At 70.7% G+C, this 18,565-nt stretch carries 15 protein-coding genes and 1 pseudogene; 8 read left to right on the top strand and 8 right to left on the bottom strand.

Features of this window, described 5'->3' with window-relative positions; all coding sequences use genetic code 11:
• The first annotated feature begins 24 nt into the window (after nt 1-24).
• The 3 genes from GTW40_RS02030 to GTW40_RS02020 are packed head-to-tail and all read left to right on the top strand — an operon-like array spanning nt 25 to nt 3,540.
• Nucleotides 25-1,566, top strand: coding sequence for a sugar ABC transporter ATP-binding protein (locus GTW40_RS02030; RefSeq protein WP_343245597.1), 1,542 nt, complete (start codon nt 25-27; stop codon nt 1,564-1,566).
• A complete protein-coding gene (locus GTW40_RS02025; protein WP_161178407.1) occupies nt 1,559-2,524 on the top strand; it encodes an ABC transporter permease in 966 nt (321 codons plus the stop codon). Before GTW40_RS02030 ends, GTW40_RS02025 begins: the two co-directional genes overlap by 8 nt.
• A complete protein-coding gene (locus tag GTW40_RS02020) occupies nt 2,521-3,540 on the top strand; it encodes an ABC transporter permease (RefSeq protein ID WP_161178406.1) in 1,020 nt (339 codons plus the stop codon). The genes GTW40_RS02025 and GTW40_RS02020 overlap by 4 nt, the downstream gene beginning before the upstream one ends.
• A 33-nt stretch (nt 3,541-3,573) precedes the next feature.
• Here GTW40_RS02020 and GTW40_RS02015 read toward each other — a convergent pair whose 3' ends face one another.
• Nucleotides 3,574-5,418 carry a glycoside hydrolase family 76 protein gene (locus tag GTW40_RS02015; RefSeq protein ID WP_202485253.1) on the bottom strand — a complete coding sequence of 615 codons (1,845 nt, stop codon included), beginning with the start codon at nt 5,416-5,418 and terminating at the stop codon, nt 3,574-3,576.
• A gap of 214 nt (nt 5,419-5,632) precedes the next feature.
• Here GTW40_RS02015 and GTW40_RS02010 point away from each other — a divergent pair, with 214 nt between their 5' ends.
• Nucleotides 5,633-5,839, top strand: coding sequence for a hypothetical protein (locus GTW40_RS02010; protein ID WP_202485252.1), 207 nt, complete (start codon nt 5,633-5,635; stop codon nt 5,837-5,839).
• Nucleotides 5,840-5,848: 9 nt separating this feature from the next.
• Here GTW40_RS02010 and GTW40_RS02005 read toward each other — a convergent pair whose 3' ends face one another.
• Together GTW40_RS02005 and GTW40_RS02000 are read right to left on the bottom strand one after the other, a co-directional pair.
• A complete protein-coding gene (locus GTW40_RS02005) occupies nt 5,849-6,427 on the bottom strand; it encodes a hypothetical protein (protein WP_161178405.1) in 579 nt (192 codons plus the stop codon).
• Nucleotides 6,415-6,799 (bottom strand): annotated as a pseudogene (locus GTW40_RS02000) (hypothetical protein). The gene GTW40_RS02005 and the pseudogene GTW40_RS02000 overlap by 13 nt, the downstream one beginning before the upstream one ends.
• 74 nt (nt 6,800-6,873) lie before the next feature.
• Here GTW40_RS02000 and GTW40_RS01995 point away from each other — a divergent pair.
• From GTW40_RS01995 to GTW40_RS01985, 3 genes are all read left to right on the top strand, one after another.
• Entirely contained in the window at nt 6,874-7,497 is a 624-nt protein-coding gene (locus GTW40_RS01995) for a TetR/AcrR family transcriptional regulator (RefSeq protein WP_161178404.1), read from the top strand.
• A 206-nt stretch (nt 7,498-7,703) separates the two neighbouring features.
• Nucleotides 7,704-10,997 (top strand): TIM-barrel domain-containing protein, encoded by a 3,294-nt coding sequence (locus tag GTW40_RS01990; RefSeq protein ID WP_161178403.1) that lies wholly within the window; start codon nt 7,704-7,706, stop codon nt 10,995-10,997.
• 64 nt (nt 10,998-11,061) lie between these two features.
• Nucleotides 11,062-11,340, top strand: coding sequence for a glutaredoxin domain-containing protein (locus tag GTW40_RS01985; protein ID WP_161178402.1), 279 nt, complete (start codon nt 11,062-11,064; stop codon nt 11,338-11,340).
• A 48-nt stretch (nt 11,341-11,388) separates the two neighbouring features.
• Here GTW40_RS01985 and GTW40_RS01980 read toward each other — a convergent pair whose 3' ends face one another.
• From GTW40_RS01980 to GTW40_RS01965, 4 genes are all read right to left on the bottom strand, one after another.
• Nucleotides 11,389-12,420 carry a LacI family DNA-binding transcriptional regulator gene (locus tag GTW40_RS01980; RefSeq protein WP_161178401.1) on the bottom strand — a complete coding sequence of 344 codons (1,032 nt, stop codon included), beginning with the start codon at nt 12,418-12,420 and terminating at the stop codon, nt 11,389-11,391.
• Between the two features lie 148 nt (nt 12,421-12,568).
• Nucleotides 12,569-13,414, bottom strand: a complete 846-nt coding sequence (locus GTW40_RS01975) for an ATP-binding cassette domain-containing protein (RefSeq protein ID WP_161178400.1) — start codon at nt 13,412-13,414, stop codon at nt 12,569-12,571.
• Nucleotides 13,411-14,406, bottom strand: a complete 996-nt coding sequence (locus tag GTW40_RS01970) for an ABC transporter permease (protein ID WP_161178399.1) — start codon at nt 14,404-14,406, stop codon at nt 13,411-13,413. Before GTW40_RS01970 ends, GTW40_RS01975 begins: the two co-directional genes overlap by 4 nt.
• Before the next feature lie 181 nt (nt 14,407-14,587).
• A complete protein-coding gene (locus GTW40_RS01965) occupies nt 14,588-15,610 on the bottom strand; it encodes a sugar ABC transporter substrate-binding protein (protein WP_161178398.1) in 1,023 nt (340 codons plus the stop codon).
• 517 nt (nt 15,611-16,127) lie between these two features.
• Here GTW40_RS01965 and GTW40_RS01960 point away from each other — a divergent pair.
• Entirely contained in the window at nt 16,128-17,075 is a 948-nt protein-coding gene (locus GTW40_RS01960) for a DUF1731 domain-containing protein (protein WP_161178425.1), read from the top strand.
• On the opposite strand, the gene GTW40_RS01955 is transcribed toward GTW40_RS01960, so the two are convergent.
• Nucleotides 17,062-18,522 carry a membrane-associated oxidoreductase gene (locus GTW40_RS01955; RefSeq protein WP_161178426.1) on the bottom strand — a complete coding sequence of 487 codons (1,461 nt, stop codon included), beginning with the start codon at nt 18,520-18,522 and terminating at the stop codon, nt 17,062-17,064. The two genes, GTW40_RS01960 and GTW40_RS01955, sit on opposite strands and share 14 nt — an antisense overlap.
• Nucleotides 18,523-18,565: the final 43 nt, after the last annotated feature.

Genomic DNA, 18,565 nt, shown 5'->3' with positions numbered 1-18,565 from the left:
CCCATGACCCCATGGAGAGCAGCCGTGACCGCACCTCCCGACGAAGTACTCGCCGTACGCGACCTGACCAAGCGCTTCCCCGGTGTACTGGCCCTGGACGGGGTGACGTTCACACTCCGGGCCGGTGAGACACACGCCCTGGTCGGCGAGAACGGCGCGGGCAAGTCCACCCTGATCAAGGTCCTCACCGGGGTCTACCGCCCCGACGAGGGCGAACTGCGCTACCGCGGCGAACCGGCCGCCTTCGCCACCCCGCTCGCCGCGCAGCACGCCGGGATCTCCACGATCTACCAGGAGGTCAACCTCATCCCCCTGATGAGCGTGGCCCGCAACCTCTGCCTCGGCCGCGAACCGCGTACCCGGCTCGGCCTGATCGACTTCGCCCGGATGCACCGCGAGGCGGCGGAGACCATGGCCGAGTACGGCGTCCACGTCGACGTCCGCCGCCCCCTGCGCGAACTCGGCGTCGGCGCCCAGCAGATGGTCGCGCTCGCCCGCGCCGTCTCCGTCGACGCCCGCGTGGTCGTCATGGACGAACCCACCTCCTCGCTCGAACCCCGCGAAGTGGAAACGCTGTTCGGCGTCATCCGGCGGCTGCGCGCCCAGGGCATCGCCGTGCTCTACGTCAGCCACCGCATGGACGAGCTGTACGCCGTCTGCGACACGGTCACCGTCCTGCGCGACGGCAAGCTGGTGCACACAGGACCGCTGGCCGAGACCGGCCGCCTCCAGCTCGTCTCCCTCATGCTCGGCCGGGAGACGAGCGAGGTCAGCGCGGAGGGTGTCACCAAGTTCGCCGGAAGCCACGACGCGGGCGCCGAACCAGTGCTCAGAGCAGATAAGTTGACGAAGCGTCATCTGCTGCACGACGTCTCGGTGGACATCCGCCCCGGCGAGGTCGTGGGGCTCGGCGGGCTGCTCGGCTCCGGGCGTACCGAGACCGCCAAGGCCATCGCGGGAGCCCTCGCGCTCGCGGGCGGCCGGGTCACCGTGGCCGGACGACCCGTGCGCACAGGCTCCACCGCCGCCGCGATCCGCGCCGGGATCAGCCTGCTGCCCGAGGACCGCAAGAGCGAGGGGATCGTGCCCGGCCTCTCCGTCCGGGAGAACATCGCCCTGGCCGCGCTGCCCCGCATGTCCCGCTTCGGTCTGGTCTCCGAGGCGAGCGTGGACCGTGTCGTCGACACCTTCATGAAACGGCTGCGGATCAAGGCCGCGAGCCCGCACCAGAAGGTCGGCGAACTCTCCGGCGGCAACCAGCAGAAGGTCCTCCTCGCCCGCTGGCTCGCCATGCAGCCCAAGGTGCTGCTCCTGGACGAACCCACCCGGGGCATCGACGTGGGCGCCAAGGCCGAGGTGCAGAAACTCATCGACGAACTGGCCGAGGACGGCCTCGGCGTCCTGCTGATCTCCTCCGACGTGGAGGAACTGGTCGAGGGCTCCGACCGCGTGGTCGTGCTCCGGGACGGCGCCGTCGTCGGCGAGCTGACCGGCGACGACGTGAGCGAGGACCAGCTGATGCGGGCCATCGCCGAGGCGGCCGAGGAGGAGCCCCGTCATGACTGAACTCGCCCTCGACAGAAGGGCTTTCCCCGAACGCGCCACGATGGTCGCCTGGCTCCAGAACTACGGCGTCTATCTCGGCCTCGCCGTCCTGCTGCTGTTCAACGTGCTCTTCACCGACCACTTCGTCTCCGGCGAGAACTTCCGCACCCAGGCCGTCCAGGTCGCCCCCGTCCTGATCGTCGCGCTCGGCATGGCGCTGGCCATCGGCACCGAGGGCATCGACCTGTCGGTGGGCGCGGTGATGGCGCTCGCCACCTCGGTCACCTCGCTCTACCTCGGCTACGGCCCCTGGCTCGCGCTGCTCGTCGCCATGGTCGCGGGCGCCGTGGTCGGACTCGCCAACGGCTCGCTCATCGCGTACGTCGGGGTGCAGCCCATCGTCGCCACCCTCGCGCTCATGGTCGGCGGGCGCGGCATCGCGCTGGTGCTGCTGCCCCAGCTCAAGGACGTGCGCGACCCCACCATGGCCTCGCTCGGCGCGGGGAGCGTCCTCGGCATCCCGTATCTGGCGCTCATCGCGGCGGCCCTGGCGGTGATCGTCGGCTTCGTCGTGCGCCGTACCGTCTTCGGCCGCCGTCTCCTCGCCGTGGGCGACAGCCGGCCCGCCGCCCAGCTCGCCGGACTCCCGGTGCGGGGCGTGCTGATCGCCGTCTACGTCTGCTCGGGCGTCCTCGCGGCCATCGCCGGGTTCCTCGCCACGGCCCGGCTCCAGGCCAGCGACCCCAGCTCCCTCGGCAACCTCATGGAACTGTCCGCCATCACCGCCGTCGTGGTCGGCGGCACCCCGCTGACCGGCGGCCGCGTCAGGATCGGCGGCACGGTGGCCGGAGCCGTCCTCATCCAGCTGCTGACGGCCACGCTCATCAAACACGATCTGCCCACGTCCTGGACGCAGATCGCCCAGGCACTGGTCATCGTGCTCGCGGTGTACGCGGCACGGGAGAGGGGCAAGCGGTGACCAGCACCAAGGAACACCCCACGACCGCCCCTCAGGCGGCACCCGCCGAGGACACCACCCGGCGCGGCGACCGCGTCGCGGAACTCGCCCAGCGGCACGGCGCACTGGTCGCCCTCGTCGTCCTCGCCGCCGTCGCCTCCCTCTCCTTCGACTCCTTCGCCACCGGCGACAACCTCGGCAACATCGCGGTCAACTCCGCGTTCCTCGCCACCGTCGCGCTCGGCATGACCTTCGTCATCGTCAGCGGCGGCATCGACCTCTCGGTCGGCTCCGTCTTCGTCCTCGGCGGGGTCCTCGCCGCCTGGGGCTCGCAGTACGGCACGGTCGTCGCCCTGCTGCTGCCGCTCACTGTGTGCGCGGTGATCGGCCTGGTCAACGGCCTCCTCGTGGCCCGCACCGGACTCGCCCCCTTCATCGTCACCCTCGCCTCGATGCTCGCCGCCCGCGGCATCATGCTCGCCATCACCGACGAGGGCGCCGACACCTACCTCGTCGCCAAGGGCTCCTTCTTCGCCACCCTCGGCCAGAGCAAGCTGCTCGGCGTCGCAACACCCGTATGGATCACGGCCGTTCTGTATCTGGCGGGCGCCGTCCTGCTGCGCCGCACCGCCTTCGGCCAGCGGGTCTACGCCATCGGCGGCAACGAACAGGCCGCCGCCCTCATGGGCGCCCCCGTCGCCCGCACCAAGATCGCCGTCTACACCCTCTCCGGCCTCCTCGCCGGCCTGGCCGGCGCGCTCAGCGCCGCCTACCTCGCCTCCGGCGTCACCATCCTCGGCTACGGCATGGAGCTCGACGCCATCGCCGCCGTCGTCATCGGCGGCACGCTCCTCACCGGCGGCCTCGGCTACGTCAGCGGCTCCCTCGTCGGCGTCCTCCTGCTCAAGGTCATCCAGAACGTCATCAACCAGATCGGCTCCCTGGACTCGGCCTACCAGCAGGTCGCCAGCGGGGCGTTCCTCGTCCTGGTCGTCATCGCCCAGACGTGGCTGGCGAGGCGGCGGCGGGTGGGGTGAGCCCGCCGCCGTACGGCGTTGACGGCGACGGGTTCAGCCCGCCGCCGTCAACGCCTCCAGCGCGCTCGCCTGGGTACGCCAGTCCACCGGGTTCGGCGCCGTACCCGCCCAGCGCGCGCCCAGCCGGTTCAGCGCGTCCCGGTCGGTGCCCCAGATCGAGTCGGCCTGCCGGGTGAGATACGCGCGGTAGGCCGACGATCCGGTGGCGGCCGCGAGGTCGGCGAGATGCCGTACGAACACGCCCTTGAACTGCTTCTGGTTGTCGTCGCACGACGCGGACCCGAGGTCGCAGGACTCGGTCAGCACGCCATTGCGCGTCAGCTGCGAGGAGGTCGTCCCCGCGTCCGCGAGCCGCCGGGCGGTGTCGAGATAGCGGCTCTGCCCGGTCGAACGCCACAGCTGGGTGAACGCGCCGATGGCCAGCCCCTGGTTGTAACTCCACACTGTCTGGCCGTTGTTGGCGCACGACGAGTTCAGCCCGTCGTTCACCAGACCCGAGGAGTTGATCATCCCACTGTTGAGGAACCAGTCCGCCGCCGTCGTCGCCCGCGCGCCCCACGTCGTGTCGCCGGACACCCGCTGGTGCAGCGAGGTCACCAGCCATAGGTAGAGCCCGTTGGTCACGGCGTTCTTGTACGTGCGCTCCCGGTTCCACCACACCCCGCCGCCGCAGGTGTTCGTGTCCCAGTACTGCTGCACGTAGTTCGTGATGGTGACCGCCTCGTCCAGATACCGCTTGTCGTGCGTGTAGTCGTACGCGTCCACCCAGGCCACCGCCCACCAGGCCGCGTCGTCGATGGCGCGGCTGATGAAGTGCCCCTCGATCGCGTCCGAACTGCGGCCGCCCGCCGGGAAGACACCGTTGTTCTGCTCGAAGGTCCGGGCGATCACCCAGTCGTAGTCGTGCCGACCGCTCGTCCGCGCGAAGTCGATCAGCGAGGTGAGCGCGACGGCCGAGTTCCACCAACTGCTACGCCACCAGCCCTCGTTGACCTGGTACGACGCCACGAGCGCGTCTGCCGCCGCACGCGCCCGGGTCGGCACCGGCCGCGCCCACGCCGTGCAGCTGCCGTCCTGGTGCGACGCCTCCCGGCCGCAGGCCCGCACGGCGCCGCCGTGGAGCAGCCCGCGCGGATCGCGCGTCGCGAACATCTTGGTCCGCGCCGAACTCGCCCCGGAGGCAACGGAGATACGACCCAGCGACGATCCCTCCGGCCAGCTCGCGCCCTCGTCCCAGGACCGGTCGAGCCAGATCTCGTCCCCCGCTCCGCCGTTCTCGACGACGCCCCAGGCCGTGCCGTTCGCCTGGTCCAGGTGGAGGCTGATGGTGCGGCCGTACAGCGTGGTCGCGGGCACCGGGCGTGTGTCGCCCGCCGCGGTCGCCGGGTCGGCGCCGTCACAGGCCGAACCGTCGCACACCTGCGGCCGGAACCAGTCCGTGCAGGTCACCGCACCCGCGTCCCCGCACGCCCGGACCCAGCCGCGCCGGTGCGCCACCGGGTCGGTGACGTTGTACATCAGTGTTCGCGTGCCGGTCCACGAGCCCGGGATGCTCGCCTTGCCGAGGAGCCCGTCCCAGGTCGCCCCCCGGTCCCAACTCCGGTCCAGCCAGACGGAATTCCCCTGCGTTCCCTGGTCGATACTGGCCCACGCCATGTCGTCCGCCTCGGACACGTGCAGGCGCAGCACCCGACCGTTGAAGTTCCGGTCACCCACCGGGAAGCTCTCCTGCCGCGCCTTCGACGGATCGAGCGTGTCACAGGCGAGCGCGCATACCGCCGTCGCCGCGACGGACGGCGTGGGCAGCGCGAGCAGCCCGCCCAACGCGAGGGCCAGTGCGAGGAGTCCGCCGAGAAGGCGATGTCTGCGAGTCGGCATGGCGCGTCCGTCCTGTCGGTCGTCCGTTCGTCCAAGGGGCCGAGCGATCCGAGTGATCGACAACTTTCCAACGTTGAACCACTCCGGTCATGAGCACGACAGCACCGCGGAGAAGGTCTGTCCAGCCCGGGAGCGGACTCGGCCGGAACGCGTCGCTGTGCCCCGGCTTCCGCTGCCGTCGTCCGGTCCCGCGTGCACGGACTACTGCGCAGAAGTGCAGAGTCGGGCCTTCCGTCGGGAGCACCTCGACGAACACACGAGCTGGTTCCCGCTGCACGACAGGTGCAACGCGGGGTACGACCGCGTGCCGGGCTGGGTGAACCCGGCGCTGGTGATGCTGCTGGTGCTGGCCGTCGCCTGCGTGGCGTACGGACCGTGGCTGGGCAGCGCCGGGCGCCGGACCTTGCGTCAGGGCCGCTGACCGGACTCGTCAGCGGCCGCCCACGACGTACGTGTCGCAGATGTCCAGGAGGTCCTCGTCCTCGGGTATGTCCGTCCGGTACAGGGTCTCCCGGCAGCACACGGCCGTCAGCCGGATCAGTTCGCGCAGGCCCGCAAAGGACGAACGCGGCAGGAAGCGCGGCCGAGCATCCATGTCCCGGTAGGGGGCGGCACGCAGCGCATCGCGCAGCTCCTCGAAGGGCTCGTTGAGGAGGAAGCCGTGTGCCGTACGGGCACGACGAAGAGGCGCGAACTGCTCTGCCGTGTCGGCGACCGCGGCCCGCAGAAACTCGCGCGGCGTGACGCCGGGGCGCTCGTCGTCGATCACGCAGTACAGGCCGAGCGTCGGGACGGACCGGCAGACCCGGACGAGCTGTCGACGCAGGGGCACCGGCAGACCCAGCCACGATGCCGGCCCGGTCGCTCCCGCTTCGGGCAGCGCGGAGGCGGCCGCCCGCTCCGCCGCGTCGACCGTCTCGCCGCTCACCGCCAGAGTCGTCAACTGGTCCGGTACGGCGGGGTTCCAGTCGAAGACGCAGAGGACCTCGACGGCTGCTACTTCGCGCACATCTCGTCCTTGCTCGCGACCAGCAGTACGGCGAACGCGATGGGCGCGACCGCCTGGTACCCCACCCACACCTCACCCCCGGCACGCCATCAGCAGCCCGACAAGCCCCGTCAGCACCCACCCGCTGTCGTACCCGACCATGAGCCGCGTGTACGTGCGCATCGACCGGCTGCGGGTGTAGCCGAGCTCGATGCCGCCACCGATCAGCAGGGCCACGCCCGAGGCGGCCATCAGCCAGACGGGTACGCCGAGCAGCCGCCCGAGCGGTGCGGCGGCGGTGAGGCAGGCGGCGCCGAGCAGCACCTTGAAGGCGCCGTCGGCGAGAGCACCCACCGTGCGTCGGTTCACTCGCGATGCCAGAACCTCGGTCATGAGCGTTCCCCCTTGAAGCTCGCGTCAATTGAACTGTTCCGTAAGGAGATTACGGTAATAATGAAACTATGAGAATGACGAGAGCGGAAGCCAAGGAACGCAACCGCCGTGCCCTGCTGGACGCCGCGTTCCAGGTCGTCTCCCGGGACGGGTACCGGGCCAGGCTCGAGGAGATGGCCGAGCGCGCCGATCTGACCACCGGCGCGATCTACTCGCTGTTCGGGAGCAAGAACGGCCTGGTCGTCGCCCTCGTCGCCGACCATCTGCGGCCGTACTACGAGGAGATCGAGCAGGCGGTGCCGGCCGAACTGGAGCTGCTCGAAGCGGTCGACGCCTTCGCCCGGCACTACCGGCGCGGCTGTGACGCCCCCGACGCGCGATCCGGCCTGTCGCTCCAGATCACCTTGCTCGACATGGCTCTGCACGATCCGGAGCTTGGGGCCCAACTCGCCACGTCCGTAAGGGCGCAGGAGAGTCACCTGGTCGCGCTGTTCGCCGGACGATCGCACCACGGGGGTGTCGTGACGCCGCAGCAGGCGCAACGGCTGACCACCGCGCTGAGGGCCCTGTTCGTCGGCCTCGCTCAGGGGGTGACCCTCGGCCTCGCGCCCGGCGCGGACGAGCAGTACTTCGCCGACACCGCCCGCGCGTTGGTGTCCGACCTGTCCCTCGTCGGGCACGACGCGGATGCCTCGTGACCGACGGCCCGCACGGTCCGTGAACTCCGTTGTCAAAGAGGCCCGTTACACCTGTGGACACCGCAGGGGCGTCATGTTCTGATGCGGGGGGACCGGATTTACAACGTTGTAGCCACACCGGTCCGACCGGTAGTCCAGTGCACTTGTCGTCTCCGTACGTCCACCGCGCTCGCGAGAGCGCCGTTGCCCCCCCCATGGAGCGTGCCGTGCGACCACCCCTGTCCCGTTCACCCCGCGGACGCCTCACCCGCGTCGCCCTCGTCTGCGCGACGGCGGCCCTCGGGCTGACCTGCGCCGATCCGGCCACCGCGAGCCATGCGGCCACACCCGCCCGCAAGGCCACCGTGTCCGTCCAGAACGCCAGATTCCAGGTGCTGTCCCCGACGCTGATCCGCACCGAGTACGCCGGGGACAACCGCTTCGAGGACAGCGCGACGTTCAACGCGATCGGCCGGGACGGCTTCACGCCGCCCGCGTACAGCTCGTCCGTCAAGGACGGCGTCCTGACCCTCACCACCAGCGCCCTGACCCTGCGCTACGAGGTCGGTTCGGGGCCCTTCTCCGCCGACAACCTGACCGTGCGGCTGAAGGCGGGCCAGGGCCAGGTGCTCGCCGCGCCCTGGCAGCACCCGGACTGCGCGGTCGGCACGCTGTGCGAGGCTGAGGAGCAGCTGCACGACGGTCCCGGAGTCGCCACCGACCACGCCGGGTTCACCGGCAAGGGCTTCCTCGCGGGTTTCGAGGTGAACAGCAACTCGCTGACCACGGACGTGCGTTCGGAGAAGTCCGGCACCTACGACTACGCCGTCCGCTATGCCAACGGCACCGGCTCCGACGGACGCCACGAGACCCGTACCCTCAGCCTCAGCGTCGACGGGGGAGCGGACCGGACGTTCAGCCTCCCCGCGACCGCCGACTGGAACGCCTGGGGCGTGGCCCGTGTCCCGCTCACGCTCGGCGCGGGCCACCACACCGTACGGCTGCACCGCACCGCCGCCGACTCCGGCGCCGTCAACATCGACAGCGCGGCCCTGACCAACCCCGGCGCCGACTACCCGGGCAAGACCCAAGCGGCTCTGTCCGGCTGCCACTTCGGCACCAGCTGTGAGGCCGAGGACACCCTCCTCGCGGGCTCCGCCGTGCTCGCCACCGACCACCAGGGCTACACCGGCGACGGTTTCGCGGCCGAGCTGAACAAGGACGCCCGGCTCACCGCCCACGTCACGGACGTGCCCGCCGACGGCACCTACCTCCTCCACCTGCGCTACGCCAACGGCACCGGCGGCGACGGCCTGCACCAGGCCCGCGAGGTGCGCGTCGGCACCGGAACCGGCACGGACGCCACCCTCACCCTCCCCGCGACCGAAAACTGGGACACCTGGAAGTCGGCCTCCGTACCGGTGCGGTTGAAGGCGGGGACCAACGACGTCACGCTCAACTGCCCCGACACCACGAGCTGTCACGTCAACGCGGACACCCTCGCGGTGACCGCCCGCACGGACCCGGCCCCCCAGTCCCATGTCGCCCTCGGCGGCTACCGGCGCAGCCTCGACGGACTCGACGGCGACCGCGAGCCCAACACCCGCACCACACCGGGGCTGTTGTACCGCGACGGCTGGTACCTGCTCGACGACACCGCCTCCGCGACGTACGACACCCGCACCGAGAAGGCCGTCCCGCGCCCCTCGCACGGCGCCGGTCCCTACCAGGACGGCTACCTCTTCGGCTACGGCCACGACTACAAGCAGGGCCTCACCGACCTCGCCACCCTGACCGGGCCGCCGCAGCTGCTGCCCCGCTGGGCGTACGGCGTCTGGTACTCGGAGTACATCGACCGCACGGCCGACGACTACGAGAAGACCATCCTGCCCGCGTTCCGCAAGGCGGGCGTCCCGCTGGACGTGCTGGTCACGGACACCGACTTCAAGTCGCCCAACACCTGGAGCGGCTGGAACTTCGATGCGGCCAAGTACCCCGATCCCAAGGGCTTCTTCGACTGGTCCACCGCCGAGGGACTGCACAACACGCTCAACGTGCACCCGAGCATCCTGGAGTCCGACCCGCAGTACGCGAAGGCGATGGCGACCGCCAAGAACAAGCTGGCCAGGGGCGGTTGCGCGTCCAGCGCGGGATCGGCGTGCCGTACGTTCGACTTCGGCGACCCCGACCAGCTGAAGGCGTACCTCGATCTGCACCGGCCCTTCGACCAGGCCGGGAACGACTTCTGGTGGCTCGACTGGTGCTGCGACGCCTCCCGCTCCTCGCAGCCGGGCGTCACCCCGGACGCCTGGATCAACCAGAAGTACGCCGACCTGACCGCCGAGACCAGCGAGCGGGGCTTCGTCCTCTCGCGGGCCTACGGTTCCCTCCAGGCGGGCGGCTACAGCGGCGGTGTCGGTCTGCCCACCGGCCCCTGGGCCGACAAGCGCAGCACGCTCCACTTCACCGGCGACACCTCCTCCACCTGGGGCACCCTGCGCGCCGAGGTCGGCTACACCCCCGGCGAGTCCGTCGCCACCGGCATGGCAGCCGTCAGCCACGACATCGGGGGCCACAACGACGGCCACGGCATCCCCGGCGCCGAGACCTACACCACCGACGACGGCAAGAGCCACCGCACCACCAAGCTGCCCGACGACCTGTACGCCCGCTGGGTGCAGTTCGGCACCTTCCAGCCCGTCGACCGCCTGCACAGCAATCACAGCGACCGCCTTCCGTGGCAGTACGGCGACGCGGCCCGCGACTCCGCGAGCAAGTTCCTGAACCTGCGCGAGTCCCTCGTCCCGTACACCTACACGCTGGCCCAGCAGGCGAACACCACCGGCGTCCCGATCACCCGGCCGCTCTACCTCGACTACCCCGAGGAGGAGAACGCCTACGGCAAGGCGGGCGGCGAGTACCTCTACGGCCCCGACATGCTCGTCGCGCCGGTCACCACCCCCGGTACGAGCACGACCACCTCGGTGTGGTTCCCGCCCGGCCAGTGGACCGACTACTTCACCGGCCGCACCTACAGCGCGGGCACCGGCGGCGCCACGTACGACGTGACGACCACCCTCGACACCATGCCCGTCTTCGTCCGCGCGGGCGGCATCGTCACCACCCGGGCCGCACACGTGGACCACGACGCGGCGACCCCGCTCGACAAGGTCGCCGTCACCGTCGCGACCGGCGCGCCGGGCTCCTTCACCCTCTACGAGGACGACGGCGTGAGCGCCCCTTCGCGCCACCGCGCGGCCACGACCCGCATCAACTACACCGAGCACGCCGGGCGGCACACTCTCCGCATCGGCCCGGCCAAGGGCTCCTTCCACGGGCAGGTGTCCCGCCGCTCCTGGACGGTCACCTTCCAGGGCGCGGACCACGCGCCCACCGGCGTCACAGCGGCCGGCAACCGCCTCGCCCCCTCGGCCTGGCACTGGGACGCCGACACCAAGTCCCTCCGGGTCACCCTGCCGACCACCACGATCCGCACGCCGGTGACCGTCGAGTACCAGTAGTTCAGCCGCGCACATGGGCCGCCGCTAGACTCCGTCCGACGTCACACCACCCGAAGGGAACTCGGTGACCGAGGACCGGGACGGCATCGTCGTCCACTGGCGGCCCATGTGCCCGTACTGCATGAAACTCCGGCTGCGGCTGCGCCTCTCCAAGCTGCCGTACACCGAGGTCAACATCTGGCGCGACCCGGACGCGGCCGCCTACGTGCGCTCGGTCGCGGACGGCAACGAGACCGTCCCGACCGTGTCCGTGGCGGGCCACGGCCTGGTCAACCCGTCCCTGGGGGAGATCGAGCGGGCGGTCGCGGAGTACGCCCCGCATCTGTTGCCGGGGGGCCGCTGAGCGGGCCGTCGGCACGGGGTGCGACGGCCAACGCTCATACGAGAACGCTTAGTTGACGTACTCCGCGACCCCACCCCGTTCGCCCGACCCTCGCGCGATCAGCCGCGTCGGCACCGTGACCGTACGGACCCGGCTGCGGTCGCCGTCCAGGCGGGACAGGGCCGTGACGGCGGCCGTGCGGCCTATCTCCTCGGGGTTCTGGGCGACCACCGTGAGGGCCGGTTCGAGGGCGTCCGCGAGGGCGATGTCGTCGAAGGCCACCACGGCCACGTCCTTGCGCCGGTCGCGGGCGAGGCGGGCGACGACGCCGACGGCGACGATGTTGTTCCCCGCGAACAGCGCCGTCGGAGGGTCGGGCAGGGCCAGCAGCCGCGCGGTCGCCTCGCCCGCCCCGCCCTGGTCGTGGGCGCTCGCCACCAGCAGCCGGTCGTCCGGCAGCCCGGCGTCCCGCAGCGCCTCGCGGTACCCGGCGAGCCGTTCGCGACGCGTGTAGAGCTTGGTCGGCAGGTCGCCGACGAAGCCGATCCGGCGATGCCCGTGCGCGATCAGATGGGCCACCCCGGACCGCGCCCCCGCCCGGTTGGAGCTGACCACGCTGTCCGTGACCAGACCCGCGCCCGGCCGGTCGACGAAGACCACCGGGAGTCCCGCCGAGCGATGGGGCCTGAGGTGGGCGTGGTCCGCGCCCACGGACGGGACCACCATGAGGATGCTCACCCGGCGCGCCAGGAACTTGTCCGTCAGCGCCCGTTCGCGGCCCGCGTCGTCGGCCGACGAGCCCATCAGCAGGGTCAGCCCCCGCTCACGGACGCTGTCCTCGATGCTCCCGGCCACCGCGCCGAAGAAGGGGTTGCCCAGGTCGGGCACGACGAGCCCGATGGTGGTGTCGGGACCGCCGACGCGGATGTTGCGGGCCATCAGGTTCGGCTGGAAGCCGAGGCGGGCGACCGCGGCGAGCACCCGCTCCCTGGTCCCCGCCGAGGCGGGCCCGTCCTCGTTGAGGACGCGGGAGACCGTCTTGGCGCTGACACCGACCTCGCGTGCGACGTCGGCCAGGGTGGGGCGGCGGTTCGCTGCCATGGAGCAAACGTCTCCTGTGCTCGTCGGCTCCGGCCGCGGCCTCGGCCGGAGACGCGTGAGTGCTGACGCGCGGGTCCGGCGTCGGTGCCGGTCCCGCGATGTCAGGCGGGGTCGCGACCCCGGGTACCAGAGGGGTCGCGACCGGGTGTCAGGGGGTCTCGACCCCGGCGGCCTTCACGGCCTCGGAGTCGGCGACGACAGTATCCCCGCTCTCGTTCACGGTGAGCGCGCCGGTCATGATCGCGACCACCTCCGCCATCGAGTAGTCCGACGGCTTGATCACCGCCGCGCGCCTGCCCAGCCGGTGTACGTGGATACGGTCCGCGATCTCGAAGACGTGCGGCATGTTGTGGCTGATGAGGACGACGGGCAGCCCCCGGTCCTTCACCCGCCGGATCAGGTCGAGCACCTGCCCGGACTCCTTGACCCCGAGCGCGGCGGTCGGCTCGTCCATGACCACGACACTGCGCGCCCAGGCGACCGACCGCGCCACCGCCACGGCCTGCCGCTGCCCGCCGGACAGCGTCTCGACGGCCTGGGTGAGCGAGCGCAGCCCGATCTTCAGATCGGCCATGTGCCCGGCCGCCTCCTGCCGCATCCGCTTCTTGTCCAGCATCCGGAAGACGGTGCCGAGCACTCCGGGGCGCCGCAGCTCACGGCCGAGGAACATGTTCGACGCGATGTCCATGGACGCGGCGACGGCCAGGTCCTGATGCACCGTCTCGATCCCGTGCGCCCGCGCGCTCTGCGGCCCGGAGAACCGGATCGGCTCGCCGTTCAGCCGGATCTCGCCCGCGTCCGGCACGAGCGCGCCGGTCAGCGCCTTGATCAGACTGGTCTTGCCCGCCCCGTTGTCGCCGATGACGGCGAGGACCTCACCGGGCAGCAGATCGAAATCGGCGCCGTCGATCGCGGTGACCTGCCCGTACCGCTTGACCAGACCGCGCGCCTGGAGAATGGGGGCCGGGGAGGTGGGGGAGTCGGTGGCGGTCATCGGGCCCTCTTCCGGGAGAACTGGTCGACGGTCACCGCGAGGATCACCAGGATTCCGGTGATCAGCGTCTGGTAGATGGACGCGACGCCCATCAGCTGGAGCCCGTTGCGGAAGACGCCGACGATCAGGACACCGATGAAGGTGCCGAGCACCGAACCGCGCCCGCCGAACAGACTCGTCCCGCCGATGACCACCGCGGTGATGGAGTCCAGGTTGTCGGTCTGGCCCGCCTGCGGATCGCCCACCCCGGTACGGGAGATGAGCAGCAGCGCGGCGACGCCGTAGAGGAGCCCGGCGACGGTGTACACGCCGATGGTCAGCCGCGAGGTGCGCACGCCGTTCAGCCGTGCCGCCTCGACGCTGTTGCCGAGGGCGTACACGTGCCGGCCCCAGCCGGTGCTGCTCAACGCGTAGGCGAACACCAGGAACAGGGCGATGGTGACCAGCGAGCCGTAGGTGATGTCGGTGTGCCCGAGCGGGAAGGTCTGCCCAAGTGCCGTCAGCGAGCTGGGCAGTTGGGTGACCGTCTGCTCCTCCGAGTAGATGTGGGTCAGCGCGAACGCCACGTTGAGCATCCCGAGCGTCACAATGAACGGCGGCAGCGGGATCTTCTCCGTCAACAGCCCGTTCAGCAGCCCGAATCCGCCGCAGACCAGCATGCCGAGGACGATCGCGAGCAGCGGCGGCAGCGTGCCCTCGGCGGCCATCCGGGCCATCATGATGCTGCCGAACGCCATCACCGCGCCGCACGACAGGTCGATTCCGGCGGTGAGGATGATCAGGGTCTGCCCGATGGCGAGCGTCCCCACGACCATGACCTGTTGCACGATCAGCGAGAAGTTCCCGCCGGTCAGGAACTGGTCGGTGGAGAAGGAGAAGAAGACACAGGCGATCAGGAGCGCGGCCAGCGGGCCGGTGGTCGGCGCCGTGAGCAGTCGGCGCGCCGTACCGGGCGCCGAGAGATCGGCGTACGGCGTGGTCGTGGCTGTCATTGCGGAGTCCTTGTCGAAGGAGCCGTGCGGGAGGACTTCGGGCGGGGTCGTTCGTCGGTGCCGGAGTGGTCCGGCCGCGAAGTGCCCGTGCGCGAGAGGGTGTTGAGGGGAGAAGGGGCGGCCGTCCCTCAGGGGAGTAGGGACGGCCGCCCCGGTCGGTGATGTACGGCCTCGGGGCGGCTCAGCCCCAGCAGTTCTCCAGGCCGTACGCGGTGTCCTTCGAAGTGACCCCGGCCTGCGGCTTGTCGGAGATCAGGTTGACGCCGGTGTCGGTGTAACCGGACGCCTTCTTGCCGTCCTTGGCGTACGTGACGACGGCCTTGACGCCCTCCGCCGCCATCTTCAGCGGGTACTGCTGCGCGGTGGCCGCGATCTGCCCGCTCTTGACGGCCTTGGTGCCGGTGCAGCCGCCGTCGACGGAGACGATCAGCACGTCCTTCTCGCGGCCCTTGGCCTTCAGGGCGGTGTAAGCACCCAGCGCGGCGGGCTCGTTGATGGTGTAGACGAGGTTGATGCCGGGTTCCTTCTGGAGGCAGTTCTCCATCGCGGTCTGCCCCTTGGCCTGGTCGCCCGCGGTGTCCTGCGAGCAGACCACCGACGGGTCCTTGGCACCGACGCCGAAGCCCTTCAGGAAGCCGTCGTGCCGCTGGACGCCGACGGAGACACCGGGCGCGAGGTCGAGCGTGGCGATCTTCGCCTTCTTGCCCTTCATCGCGGCCTTGGCGTACTCGCCGATCAGTTCGCCGGCCTTGAGGTTGTCGGTCGCGAACAGCGCGTCGACCGCGGTCTGCGGCTCGGTCGGCGTGTCCAGGGCGATGACCAGGACGCCCTTGGCCTGGGCCTTCTGGATCGCGGGCACGATCGCCTTGGAGTCGCTCGGCGTGATCAGGATGCCCTTCACCCCGGAGGCCACCATGTTCTCGATGGCGGTGACCTGCCCGGCGTTGTCACCGTCGAACTTGCCTGCGGCGGTCAGCAGTTGGGCGTGGTTCTCCTTGGCGGACCGCTCCGCGCCCTCCTTCATCTTGACGAAGAACGGGTTGGTGTCGGTCTTGGTGATCAGACCCACCTTGACTCCGCCCGAGCCGGAGCCCGCGGACCCCGAACCCGAACCGGAGCCGCAGGCGGTGAGGGTGAGCGCCGCGACACCCAGACACGCGGCGGCTCTGAGGACGGTCGGACGCTGGCGGGTGATGCGAGACATGAACGACTCCTGCGGGATTGCGAGCGGCGCGGCCGGCATCGGTGCATGCCGTCCCGAGGTGTCATCGTTGACTTATGTCATCGTTGACACGGCATGGCGAGGATGATGGACGCCCTCTCCCGGCAACGTCAATGGCTTGTACTTGTCACAAATCGGCAACGCGCGGATTCGCCGTCACCCCCGGCGAATCCGCCCCCCGCGCCTCAACAACCAGTCCCCGCCGAACCGTTGACGCCTCCGGGCCGGTGACGCATCATCGGTGCACCTGCCGTCCCCCGGCGAGGCGTCGACGCGCGCTGCCGATGCCGGGCCGCGTTCCGCCTGCCGTGTCGCCGACCGGCCGGAACGGCGACGACGCCATCCGCCGCATGGCCGGGCGGACCTTCTCCTGGCCCCGTGGCTTGCCGCGCCTTCGGCGGGCTCTCCTCGCGTTGCCCTGTCGCCCGTCGATCTCCCCGGTTGAACGCGTTCAAAAATGCGGGCTACGCTGATCTCGAACGAAACCGAGGGGGATTCGATAAAGGTAGTGCTGCCCGGGGGAACCGGACAGGTGGGCGCGATTCTCGACCGCGCGCTGACGGCGGCCGGTCACGAGGTCACGGTACTGACCCGGCGTCCCACCCGGACACACGACATCGCATGGGACGGCGCCACGCTCGGCCCCTGGGCAGCGGCGATCGACGGCTGCGACGTCGTGATCAGCCTGGCCGGACGCAGCGTCTCCTGCCGCTACACCGCCGAGAACCTGCGAGCCATGATGGACTCCCGAGTGGACTCGGCCCGGGTGGTCGGCGAGGCGATCGCCGCCGCCGCGCGGCCGCCCCGCGTCTGGCTGCAGATGAGTACGGCGACGGTCTACGCCCACCGCTTCGACGCGGCGAACGACGAGGCGACCGGAGTGATCGGAGGCTCGGAGCACGGAGTTCCGGACTACTGGGCCTACAGCGTCGAGATCGCGAAGAACTGGGAGAGCGCCCAGGCCGAGGCGCCGGCTCCCGCCACCCGCAAGGTCGCGCTGCGCTCGGCGATGGTCATGAGCCCGGACCGGGGCGGGGTGTTCGCCGTCCTGTCACGACTGGTCCGGCTGGGACTGGGCGGCCCGGTGGCCGGCGGCGCGCAGTACGTCTCCTGGGTCCACGACGAGGACTTCGTGCGAGCGGTGGAGTTCCTGATCGCCCGCGACGACATCGCCGGCCCGGTGAACCTCGCCTCCCCGGCCCCCCTTCCGCACCGCGACTTCATGCGAGCCCTGCGCACGGCCTGGGGCGTCCCCCTGGGGCTGCCCGCGACGCGCTGGATGGCCGAGCTGGGCGCGTTCGCGCTCCGCTCGGACACGGAGCTGCTGCTCAAGAGCCGGCGCGTGGTGCCGGGGCGGTTGAGCGCGGCGGGGTTCGCTTTCGAGCGGCCCGAGTGGGAGAAGGCCGCCACGTCCCTCGTGCGGCGGGCCAGGGTCATTGACGGCTGACCGTACGGGTCACGCCTGTCACGATCGTCGTCGCCAGGATCCAGCCGGTGAGGATCAGACCGTAGGACAGCCATTGGTACCAGCCCTGAGGAGCGAACGCCGACTCCTGGCCGAAGCCGATGACCGGCAGGAGCAGGTCGAGCGTGTAGAAGACCGGGTTGAAGTCGTGAGCCTCGCCCGCCTTGACGGGGCGCGGGTGGTGCAGGCCGTACGCGAGCGATCCCACGGCCAGGACGGACAGCAACCACACGGCCGCGCGCAGCGGGCGGAAGCCGTAGCCGACGGTGGCGTCCTGGACGTACCCCCACAGCCGTGCGTACCAGACGAGCGTGGCGCGCCGGCGGCGCAGTTTGGCGAGCTGCACGAGCCGGGCCGCGTCGTCGTCGCCGACATGACGGTAGGCGGCCATCAACTGCTCGTACGCATGGGGTTCGTACGCGCCGCCGTCTCGTTCCAGCATCGGGAGGCGGCGCTCGGCGGGCTCGTGCGGGGTGAGCACCGTGTACCGGAGATTGCTGAGAAGCACCCGCTCGGGGAGCATCTCCGGTTCGAGGGTCAGGAGTTCGACGTGGGAGCGCCGCAGGTTCAGGGCGCCCTCGATACGGTCACCACCGCGTATCCACAGCTCACCGATGACGCAACTGCTCGCCCGCAGCGCCGTGTCGCCCGGATTCGACAGGCGGGCGTGGAGCAGGTCGAGGCGGCCCGGTATGCGTGCGCCGCGCAGCTCGATCCGCCCGCGTGCGCGTAGGCAGCGTGCCCGTACGTGCGCCTCCACGGTGAGGTTCTGCGCGTCCAGTGCGATGCCGCCCGGGTTGTCGAACTCGGCGTCCTGGATGTTGATTCGCCCCGTGACGGTGGCTCCGGTGAGCCGTATCTGTCCGTGGGCGCGCATTTCCGGGGCCCACAAGTCGGCACCTACCGACGCCTGGTTGAGCCACAGCGCCGAGCGGGAATCGTCCCCCGCCGCGAACTCCGTCCGCTCCATGACCAGCGCCCCGGAGATCCGTGCTCCGCTGAGCCGTACCGGCCCCTGTATGCGGCAGTCCGTCATCCGCAGCGGCCCCTCGACCCGCAAGGTCGAGGCATCCAGGCCCGGCAGAACGGAACTCCTCAGACTGAGCTGGCGCAGCTGGGCACCGTAGAGCTCGGGAACGCTGTCGAACTGGCAGTGGCTCAACCGGACAGCGGCGTCGATCGTGGAGTACTTCAGGTCCAGCACGCCGGTGATCCGCGCCCCGGTGAGCTTGAGGGCGGCTATCTCGCCCTCTTCCTGCGGGGCCTTGAGCAACAGCGCCCGCAACACACGTGCCCGTACGGTGCGTTCGGCGCCGTACGTGGTGTCGAGCGCCGGGTCCTCGTCCTCGGCGCGGAAGTCCACGGACTCGCCGCGCGGAAAGGCCTGCCACACGCGCGACTCGGCCGGTGTCAGCTCGCTGATGTCGATCACGCCGGGACTCTGACGGGCCGCGTTCGAGCTGTCAACGGTG

Origin of the sequence: Streptomyces sp. SID4985 (assembly GCF_009863025.1) — a bacterium.
Classification (GTDB): Bacteria; Actinomycetota; Actinomycetes; order Streptomycetales; family Streptomycetaceae; genus Streptomyces.
This window is presented reverse-complemented; position numbering and strand designations above follow the sequence as displayed.

Coding starts and splice junctions, on each gene's coding strand:
- GTW40_RS02025 (WP_161178407.1), top strand. CDS start 1,559: ATGACTGAACTCGCCCTCGACAGAAGGGCTTTCCCCGAACGCGCCACG.
- GTW40_RS02015 (WP_202485253.1), bottom strand. CDS start 5,418: ATGCCGACTCGCAGACATCGCCTTCTCGGCGGACTCCTCGCACTGGCC.
- GTW40_RS01995 (WP_161178404.1), top strand. CDS start 6,874: ATGACGAGAGCGGAAGCCAAGGAACGCAACCGCCGTGCCCTGCTGGAC.
- GTW40_RS01980 (WP_161178401.1), bottom strand. CDS start 12,420: ATGGCAGCGAACCGCCGCCCCACCCTGGCCGACGTCGCACGCGAGGTC.
- GTW40_RS01975 (WP_161178400.1), bottom strand. CDS start 13,414: ATGACCGCCACCGACTCCCCCACCTCCCCGGCCCCCATTCTCCAGGCG.
- GTW40_RS01970 (WP_161178399.1), bottom strand. CDS start 14,406: ATGACAGCCACGACCACGCCGTACGCCGATCTCTCGGCGCCCGGTACG.
- GTW40_RS01965 (WP_161178398.1), bottom strand. CDS start 15,610: ATGTCTCGCATCACCCGCCAGCGTCCGACCGTCCTCAGAGCCGCCGCG.